Below are 9,286 nucleotides of genomic sequence, written 5' to 3' on the forward strand. Positions count from 1 at the left end.
CAGCTGGGGAACGGCGACCTGATCGGCATGGCGCTGGCCAGCCGCTGGGCCATGCACACCCGCGACGGCGACATGACCGGGGGCGACTATCCCGGCTGGCTGCCGGGGCTGTTCGCGGTCGGGACGAGCCAGCAGGCCAGCGCCGCCAATCTGGTCGACCGGCGCGGCGAGTGCGTCCACGCCGCCTGCCCGCACTACCGGACCTGTTTCGTCGAGAAGACCATCCGGGCGAGCCGCCGCGCCGATCTGGTGGTGGCCAACCATGCGCTGGTGATGACGCAGGCGGCCTTCGACGGGGCGCGGTCGGCGCGGGGGCTGAAGCAGGACGGCGAGACGGCGGCGCTGAAGCGGATCGTCTTCGACGAGGGCCACCATCTGTTCGACGCGGCGGACAGCGCCTTCTCCGCCTGTCTGTCGGGACAGGAGGCGGCCGAGCTGCGGCGCTGGATCCGGGGACCGGAAGGGCGCGGGCGGCGCGGGCGCGGCCTGGAGCAGCGGCTGGGCGACCTGTGCGCCGATAACGAGGCGGCGACGAAGGCGCTGCAGGAGGCGGTGCGGGCGGCGGCCCAGCTGCCCGGCGAGGGCGTGTCGGGGCGGATCGCGCCGGCCTCGGGCGAGGTCAATCCGGTGGGGCCGATCGAACGCTTCCTGCTGGCGGGGCTGGAGCAGCTGCGGGCGCGGACATCCGAGAACGCGTCGGGCAGCGGGGTCGAGTTCGGCATGGAGTGCGCGCTCAGGCCGGTGACCGATCCGGTGCTGGAGACGGCGCGGGAGGCGGCGCAGGCGCTGGCCGCGGTCGAGGCGCCGCTGCTGGCGCTGGCGCGGCATCTGGAGGACATCCTCGACGATGAGGCGGCGGAGCTGGACGGGTCGCAGCGGTCGCGGATCGAGGGCGCCTTGCGGGGGCTGGACCGGCGGGCGCGGATGACCCTGCCGGGATGGCGGTCGATGCTGGCGGCGCTGGAGGTCTCGTCGGACGAGCCGGACCCGGACTTCGTCGACTGGCTGTCGGCCGAGGCGGCCTTCGGAAGGATCATGGACGTGGCGCTGCGGCGGCACTGGATCGATCCGACCGTGCCGCTGGAGGCGGCGGTGATCATGCCGGCGCACGGGGTGCTGGTGACCAGCGCGACCCTGTCCGATCCGAACTCCGGCAGCGAGGGGGGCGATCCCTTCGACATGGCCCGGCTGCGGACCGGCTCGGCGCGGCTGATCGAGCCGGCGCGGACGCTGAAGGTGGAGAGCCCGTTCGACTACGCGGCCAACGCCCGGGTCATCGTCGTCAACGATCTGATCAAGGACGACACGCGCCAGACGGCGGCGGCGATGCGGGAACTGTTCCTGGCGGCGGGCGGGGGCGGGCTGGGGCTGTTCACGGCGATCCGGCGGCTGAAGGCGGTCTATGAGCGGTTGGGGCCCGATCTGGCGAAGGCGGGACTCCCGCTCTACGCCCAGCATGTCGACCCGCTGGAAGTGGGGGCGCTGGTCGATGTGTTCCGGGCCGAGCAGGACAGCTGTCTGCTGGGCACCGACGCGGTGCGGGACGGAGTCGACGTGCCGGGGCGGTCGCTGCGCATCCTCGCCTTCGACCGGGTGCCGTGGCCGCGGCCGGACCTGTTGCACAAGGCGCGCCGGGCGCGGTTCGGCGGCGAGGGCGCGGGCGGCCGGAATTTCGACGATGCGCTGGCGCGGGCGAAGATGGCGCAGGCGTTCGGGCGGTTGATCCGCCGGGCCGACGACAAGGGGGTGTTCGTGATGCTGGACGCCGCGGCGCCGACCCGGCTGTTCGGCAGCCTGCCGCCCGGGACCGAGGTGCAGCGGATGGGGCTGGCCGAGGCCGTCGAGCTGGTCGGGGCGTTCCTGTCCTGAGGTCAGGCCTCGAAGGTGATCTCGACGCTGTCGGCGCTCTTGCGGGCCTCGCCGTGATAGACGGCCTCGACGTTGTTGCCGTCGGGATCGAGCAGGAAGGCGGCGTAGTAGCCGGGATGGTAGGGCCGTTCGCCGGGCGCGCCGTTGTCCACGCCGCCGGCCTGCAGACCCGCCCTGTGCCAGGCGTCGACCATGGCGCGGTCGCGGGCCTGGAAGGCGAGGTGGTGACGGCCGGTGAGCTTTCCCTGCGCCGCCTCGCTGTCGGCGGTGGAGATGAACAGCTCGTCGACCCAGAAATAGTCGTCGCCCTCGCCGCCGAGGGGCAGTTCGAGAACCTCGAACAGGGCGGTGTAGAACTTCCGGCTGGCCTCGAGGTCTCGCACGACCAGCTGGATGTGGTCGATCAGGCGGCCGCGATGCAGGCGCTGGGCTTCCATGGCGGTTCTCCCGTTCGCGCGACTCGAACGAACCGGTTTCGAAGGCGTTCCGACCGGGATCGGCCGCTTGACGCAGCCCGGCTTCGGAGCTTCACAGCCTCAAGCCCTCACCGGAGCCGCGATGACCCCTCCCCGCCATTCCCGCCGCGGCCTCGTGGTCCCGTTCGCGATCGTCGGCGTGCTGCTGGCGGCGTGGACGGGCTGGTGGTTCTATCTCGCCGGCCAGATCGAGACGCGGCTGGCGGCCCAGGAACAGGCGCTGCGCGAGGACGGGTGGCGCATCACGCACCGGCCGGTATCGGTGGGCGGCTGGCCGTTCCGGACGCGGGTGGCCTTTGCCGGGGCGGTGATCGTCGCCCCCTCGGGCCACGGCGTCTCCGCGCCCGAGCTGGTGGCCGAGGCCAACGCCTGGAACCCCGGCCACTGGGTGATCATCGCGCCCGACGGCCTGACCCTGGGCCGCACCGGCAAGGGCGAGATCGACATCGGCGGCGACGGGATCCGGATGAGTCTGAACCGCCTGCGCGACCGCTTCCCCGATCTGAGGGCCGAGCTGATCCGGCCGACCTTCACCCCGCGGCCGGGGGCCGAACCCTTTCCGATCGCCTCGGCCGAACACGTGCAGTTCGAGATGCGGCCGCATCTGACCGACGGCGTGGCGGCGACCGACGAGCTGGACGTGCTGTTCCGCCTGATCGAGGCGCGCGGCCGGCCGGGCGGCCCGGTCGAGGGCGCGGCCAGGTCCGGCCGGCTGAGCCTCGAGATCGAGGCGACCGTCGACCAGGCCAGCCGGCTGCGCGGCGTCGACAGCGCCGGGGTGTTCGCCAACTGGACCGCAGGCGGCGGGCGGTTCACCGCCGTCCGGGGCCGGCTGCAGGCCGGGGAGAGCAGCGCCCGCCTGTCGAGCGACGCCCTGTCGGCGCGCGGGGACGGGCGGCTGGAGGGACGGCTGGCCCTGACCGCCGAGCGGCCGGGCGAGGCGATGGCCGGACTGGCCGGGTCACGCTCGGGGGCGGTCAACCGGGTGGCCGCCGCCGGGGCCGCCGCCGCCGCCAGAGCCCAGGGCGACCGGCCGATGGACCTGGTGCTGCGCTTCAGCGACGGCCGCACCTGGCTGGGGCCGTTCGCCCTGGCCCCGGCGCCGAAGCTGTTCTGATGCTGCCGACCCCCGAGCCCGATCCGGAGCGGCAGGCGCTGGACCGCGCGGTGGCCGAGGCGGTGCGGGCGCGTCTCGCCGCCGGACCGCATCCGACGCCGGACGTGGAGGCCATCGCCCTGCGTCGTGCGCTGGCGGGCCTGACGCCGGCGGAGGCGGCCGCCACGCGATGCGTACTGGGCCGGCTCGACTCGGCGGCCGGGGCGGCGCTGACCGTCTGGGGCCCGGCCAGCCAGGTCCTGGCCTCGGACCGGTTCGGCCTGACGGCGCGGATGGCGACGACGCCCGAGGCGGCCCTGGCCGCGGCCCGCAAGGGCGGGCGGGCGCTGATGGATCTGACCGGCGCCTCCGCCTGGTGGGGGCGGCTGCTGGCCGAGCCGCGCCTGCGGGTGACGGGCGCCCTGCCGGACCACGGCCACGGCCTGCCTCGCGCCCTGCTGGTCCAGCCGGCCGATCCGGGGCCGACCGGCGACGACCGCACCTTCTGGGTCACCGACAGTCCGTGGACGGACGCCCGCATCGTGCGCGCGCTGGGAGAGGCGGGCCTCGCGGCCGATCCGCTGATCGCTGCGGGCGGGTTGAAGCTGTTCGTGCTGGCGGGCTATGTGCAGGCCGACGACGGGCGGCTGAACGGCGCGCCCGGCGACCTGAGCGGCGTCATCGGCGCCGCGCCCGTATTCTGACCTCGAGGACCCCGCCCATGACCGACGCGCCCGCGCCCCAGGGCCCCGCGCCCAAGCCCGGCATCCTCGACATCGCCCCCTATGTCGGCGGCAAGTCGCGCATCGAGGGCGTGGCCGAACCGATGAAGCTGTCGTCGAACGAGAACATGCTCGGCGCCGGCCAGAAGGCGCGCGAGGCCTATGAGGCGGCGGTCCGCAACATCCACATCTATCCGGACGGCCGGGCGACGAAGCTGCGCACGGCGGTGGCCGATCACCACGGGCTGGAGCCGGAGCGGCTGATCTTCGGCAACGGCTCGGACGAGGTCTTCGCCCTGCTGAACCAGTGCTATCTGACGCCGGGCGACAACATCGTCACCGGCCAGTACGGATTCCTCGCCTACCGCATCAGCGCCCTGGCCAACCAGGCCTCGGTCAAGCTGGCGCCCGAGCCGGAGTTCAAGGCCACGCCCGAGGCGCTGCTGGAACAGGTCGATGAGCGCACCCGCATCGTCTACGTCTCCAGCCCGTCGAACCCGACCGGCAGCTACAACACCGCCGAGGAAATCCGCCGCCTGCACGAGGGGCTGCGGCCGGACATTCTGCTGGTCATCGACGAGGCCTATGCCGAATACGTCACCGAGCCGGACTGGGAGACCAGCTTCGGCCTGGCCCGCGACAGCGAGAACATCGTCGTCACGCGGACCTTTTCGAAGATTCACGGCCTCGGCGGGCTGCGCATCGGCTTCGGCTATGCGCCGCTGAAGGTCGCCGAGGCGGTCGACCGCATCCGCCTGCCGTTCAACGTCTCGGTCCCGGGCATCGAGGCCGCCGTCGCCGCCCTCGGCGACGAGGCGCACCAGCAGGCCTCGCGCGAACTGATCCACACCTGGCGGCCGCGCATGACACAGGCGATCCGCGGCTTCGGCTTCGACGTCCTGCCCAGCGCCGGCAATTTCGTGCTGGTCCGCTTCACGGACGAGAAGCGGAGCGCCGCGGCCGCCAACGACTACCTGAACTCGAAGGGCGTCATCGTGCGTCCCGTGGGCGGCTACGGCCTGCCGGACTGCCTGCGCATCACCATCGGCACCGAGGACCAGAACCGTGCGGTGCTGGACGCCCTCAGCGAGTTCGCCGCCCGCTGACGGCGGCTATCAGCCGCCCGAGGAACAGTTGGTCTGGGCGCAGGCGATGTAGCACTGGGTCCAGGCCGGTCCGCCGCCCGGATGCTGGGCGAAGCAGCGGTACTGACATTCGATGTAGCAGAGATCGTTCCGCCGCACCGGTCCGTCCGGAGCCTGGGCCGCGGTGGCCGTCGCCATGGCCGCGACGAGTACCGAGACGCTGAACAGCTTGCGCATTGAGAAACCCTCCATCCCGAAGCGGTAAGCAGAGCTTCGCCGATCCGGTTCCCGGGCAGGGTGGTTAACTCAGCTGCGGCGGAAAATCCGGCTGGCGACCAGGCCGGTGAAGGCGGCGAGCAGCACGCACAGAACGCCATATGTCCAGGGGCGGTTGTGCGCGAACTCGAAGATCTGGCGCTCGATGCCGACCTTTTCGACGGTCAGGGTCAGGTTGGAAACCGACACCGGCTCGCCGTCCTGGAACAGCCAGACCTCGGCGAAATACTGTCCGGTGGGAGCGACGGCGGGCAGGTCGATCCGGGCCCGGAACAGTCCCCGGTCGACGAACTCCACCCCGCCGGCGTCGGTGTCGTAGAGGGCGGCCGCCTCGCGCAGGCGAATGACCGCACGGCGCCAGTCGAGATAATCCTCGCCGAGACGGCTGACGACGACGTCGCGCACGCCGTAGCGGGTCACCGTGCGGCTCTCCTGCGGCGCGTCGATGCGCAGATGGTCGACGCCGACGCCGAGCCGCCGCAGCTGGCCGAAGTCGGCGATGTCGCCCAGGGGCCGCGTCGAGGCCGTCATGTAGAAGCCCGGCGCGCCCTCGAACAGCACGGGCCGGCTGTTCAGCCAGACGCCCATGTTGCGGGTCTTCTTGACCAGACGGACCGGGGCGTCGGGGCCGCGCACGACGACCACGACATCGGTGGGGGCGTCGGTGGGATTGAAGACGGCGCCGTACAGCACGATGGAGGCGCCGCGGAAGCTGGAATCGACCATGACCCGGGCGTCGGTCATCGCGGCGGCGACGCGCACCTGCCGGGTGGTCGCGGCCGAGCGTTCGGGCGCGGGAGCCGCCACGGCGGGCGGCGGGGGCGGCAGGGCGGCGATCATTCCGCCACCCCGGGCGCGAAGGCGAACAGGTCGGAGGGGCGGACGAACAGTTCGAGCCCCATCTGGATGCCGACGAGAAGCACAATGAGACCCAGCACCGCGCGCAGTTCCTCGGCGCGGAAGCGACCGGACCAGCGGGCGCCGTACTGGGCCCCGACCACCCCGCCGAGCAGCAGGATGGTCGACAGGACGATGTCGACCGTCTGGTTCCGCCCCGCCTGCAGGATGGTGGTCATGGCGGTGGTGACGATGATCTGGAACAGGCTGGTGCCGACCACCACGCTGGCCTTCATCCGCAGCACATAGAGCATGGCGGGCACGAGGATGAAGCCGCCCCCCACGCCCATGATCGCCGACAGCACCCCCGCGAAGGCGCCGAGGGCGAACGGCGGAATGGCGCTGATATACAGGCCGGAGCGCGGGAACCGCATCCGCAATGGCAGGCCGTACAACCACAGCGGCCGGCGGCGTTCCTTGTGCGGCGTGACCTCGCCCCGGATGCGCCGCAGGATCTGCCCGAGGCTTTCGTAGAGCATCAGCGTGCCGATGGCGCCGAGGAACAGCAGATAGGACAGGGCGACGGCGAGATCGGCCTGACCGAGCAGGCGCAGATAGCGGAACAGCTCGACCCCGAGCAGCGCCCCGAGGACGCCGCCCGCCGCCATGACGCCGCCGATGCGGTAGTCGACGGCCTTCTGGCTCGTGTAGCTGATCACGCCCGAGGTCGAGGACGCCACGACGTGACTGGCCTGGCTGGCCACGGCGACGGCGGGCGGAATGCCGAGGAAGATCAGGATCGGGGCCATCAGGAAGCCGCCGCCGATGCCGAACAGTCCGGACACGAATCCGACCGTCGCTCCCAGCAGGACCAGGAGCGGCCAGTTCACCGAAACCTCGGCGATCGGCAGATAGATATCCAAAGGACGCGCCTTCGGCTGGAACTGAGGCTAGGCGCCGGAAAGGCGACGGTGAGAGTGTCCTAGACGCAAGCCGCGGCCACCGCCACCGCATGCGCCAGAAAGGCTAGATGACGCCGTCTCAGGCGAGCGGTTCCACCTGGAAGGCGTCCGCCGCAGCCCGGGCGGAGCCGCGCTCGGACGCCGGCATTCCGGCCCGCAGCCGCTCGACCGCCGCCTGGGCGTCGCCGTCGCCTGCCCGGGCGGCGATCAGGTACCATTTGTAAGCTTCGGACAGGTCGGGCTGGATGCCCTCGTCGCCGGTCTCGTACAGCTTGGCGACGTTGAACTGGCTGTCGACCAGACCGCTCTCGGCGGCCTTGCGCAGCCAGTTGAGCGCCTCGGCGCGATCCTGCGCCCCGCCGACTCCGTCGAACAGGTACATGCCATAGGCGTGCATGCCGCGCGCGTCGCCGCTGTCGGCCGCCCGGCGCGCCCACACCCGCGCTTCGCGCGGGCTGGCCGTCAGGCCGGCGGCGCCTTCCTGATAGAGGCCGGCCAGATGCAACTGGGCCGGCGCATGACCCAGGCTCGCCGCCTGCTTCAGAAGGTCGATCCCGGTCGCATCGTCCGCGTCGATCCGTTCCAGGGACTGCTGGTACAGTTCGGCGCCCCGCGCGGGATCCAGCGGCGTGGCGTCGGCGGGCGTGGCCGCGAGCGCGGCGATCGGCTGGGCCTCAGGGTCCGGCGTCAGGCCGCCCATTCCCGGAATGTTCAGGCCGGCGCCGGTCAGTTCGCCAAAGGCGGCGGCCCCGCCGGCGGTCAGCAGCACCGCCACCGCCGAGGCGCCGAGCGCCTTGCGCACCGTGTCGCCGCCCTTTGAAGCCTGTTTGTCGAGCCGCTCCTGCAGCTTCGACTTGCCGCCGCGCTTGAGGCCGAAACCGGAGCGGGCCGGGGGCTCTTCCGGCGCGGCCATGGCGGCGCGGGCGGCGTCGATGGCCTGACGGGTCGACGAGGCGCGTCCCTGCGCCGCCGCGGCCCTCAGGGCGCGCGGATCGACGAAATCGGTCTCGCCCGCGAAATCCTCATGGCCGGCGTCGAAGGCCTGGGGGGCGGTCGCCGCCAGTGCGTCGGAGACGTCGGCGCCGCCGAAGCCCTGGCCGAACGACGGCTGAACCGCCGGCGCGGACTGGGCGAAGGACTGCGGCTGGGCGGGCGCGGCCTGCGGTACGGGTCCGAGCTCCTCGGCCAGAGACGCCTCCGGCATGCGGCTGCCGAACGGAGCGGACGGGGCGGCGTCGGCGGCGGGTCCGCGCATGACGGCGTCGAAGACGGTGTCGGCCGTCAGAACCTCGCCGCGCGCGCGGGGCTCCGGTTCGGGATCGGGCGGCGCGAGGTCGGCGGACCAGGCCTGCTGCTCGGCGAAGACGGGATCGTCATAGCCGGCGTCGGCGAAGGCGGGTTCGGCGAACGGGGCGTCGGGGAAGGCGGCGTCGGGGAAGGCCGCGGCGCGCCAGTCGGGCTGGGCCAGATCGGCCGAAGGGGCCGGGGCCGGCGCGGGTTCGGCGCGGCGGCCGATATTCTGGCGGGCCTCGGCGATCAGGGCGGCGGTGCGCTCCTCGGACAGGCGCATGCGTTCCGCCAGTTCGCCCGAGGCGCGGTCGTAATGCTGCTCGATGCGGCTGGAGCTGTCGACGAGGCGGCGGCCGATGTCTTCGAGCGCCTGCTGCGAGCGGCGCTCTGACTGGGCGATGCGCTCGCTCAGCCGGCCGGACATGCGGGTGATCTCGCCGCCCAGCTTCTCGTGGGCCACGGCGTGCCGGTCGTCGGCGGCGACCAGCCGCTGCTCCAGACCCTGGGCGAAGCGGCCCATGTCGGTCTCGACCTTGCGGGTCAGGGTCTCGCCCAGTTTCTCCAGACGGGCCGGGGCGTCGGCCTCGATCTGGCCGACGCGGCCGTTGAGATTCTGGGCGATGCGCAGGACCTCGCGACCCATGGCCTCGACGGCCTTGGCCGAGCGCTCCTC

Annotated in this window: 9 protein-coding genes; 4 read left to right on the plus strand and 5 right to left on the minus strand. The window is 72.6% G+C overall.

All coding sequences use genetic code 11. From position 1 onward, the window contains the following. A partial coding sequence (locus VGD32_RS02380) for an ATP-dependent DNA helicase (protein WP_331030304.1) occupies positions 1-1,869 on the plus strand: 1,869 nt, incomplete at its 5' end. A 2-nt stretch (positions 1,870-1,871) separates the two neighbouring features. Here the strand turns inward: VGD32_RS02380 and VGD32_RS02385 are convergent. Then, positions 1,872-2,306 carry a VOC family protein gene (locus VGD32_RS02385; protein WP_331030305.1) on the minus strand — a complete coding sequence of 145 codons (435 nt, stop codon included), beginning with the start codon at positions 2,304-2,306 and terminating at the stop codon, positions 1,872-1,874. A 121-nt stretch (positions 2,307-2,427) separates the two neighbouring features. Here VGD32_RS02385 and VGD32_RS02390 point away from each other — a divergent pair, with 121 nt between their 5' ends. The 3 genes from VGD32_RS02390 to hisC are packed head-to-tail and all read left to right on the plus strand — an operon-like array spanning position 2,428 to position 5,269. Then, positions 2,428-3,462, plus strand: coding sequence for a DUF2125 domain-containing protein (locus VGD32_RS02390; RefSeq protein WP_331030306.1), 1,035 nt, complete (start codon positions 2,428-2,430; stop codon positions 3,460-3,462). Continuing rightward, positions 3,462-4,145: a hypothetical protein gene (locus VGD32_RS02395; protein ID WP_331030307.1), complete on the plus strand. Its 684-nt coding sequence runs from the start codon at positions 3,462-3,464 to the stop codon at positions 4,143-4,145. Before VGD32_RS02390 ends, VGD32_RS02395 begins: the two co-directional genes overlap by 1 nt. 17 nt (positions 4,146-4,162) lie before the next feature. Then, complete coding sequence (gene hisC, locus VGD32_RS02400; RefSeq protein ID WP_331030308.1) at positions 4,163-5,269, plus strand: histidinol-phosphate transaminase; 1,107 nt, start codon at positions 4,163-4,165, stop codon at positions 5,267-5,269. Between the two features lie 9 nt (positions 5,270-5,278). Here hisC and VGD32_RS02405 read toward each other — a convergent pair whose 3' ends face one another. The 4 genes from VGD32_RS02405 to VGD32_RS02420 all read right to left on the minus strand — a co-directional run. Further along, positions 5,279-5,485 (minus strand): hypothetical protein, encoded by a 207-nt coding sequence (locus tag VGD32_RS02405; protein WP_331030309.1) that lies wholly within the window; start codon positions 5,483-5,485, stop codon positions 5,279-5,281. A gap of 69 nt (positions 5,486-5,554) precedes the next feature. Continuing rightward, positions 5,555-6,364 carry a TIGR02186 family protein gene (locus VGD32_RS02410; RefSeq protein ID WP_331030310.1) on the minus strand — a complete coding sequence of 270 codons (810 nt, stop codon included), beginning with the start codon at positions 6,362-6,364 and terminating at the stop codon, positions 5,555-5,557. After that, complete coding sequence (locus tag VGD32_RS02415) at positions 6,361-7,284, minus strand: sulfite exporter TauE/SafE family protein (RefSeq protein ID WP_331030311.1); 924 nt, start codon at positions 7,282-7,284, stop codon at positions 6,361-6,363. The genes VGD32_RS02410 and VGD32_RS02415 overlap by 4 nt, the downstream gene beginning before the upstream one ends. Before the next feature lie 118 nt (positions 7,285-7,402). Beyond that, positions 7,403-9,286, minus strand: a 1,884-nt coding sequence (locus VGD32_RS02420) for a tetratricopeptide repeat protein (RefSeq protein WP_331030312.1), incomplete at its 5' end; no start/stop codon positions are given.

Source organism: Brevundimonas sp., from assembly GCF_036402095.1.
GTDB lineage: Bacteria > Pseudomonadota > Alphaproteobacteria > Caulobacterales > Caulobacteraceae > Brevundimonas.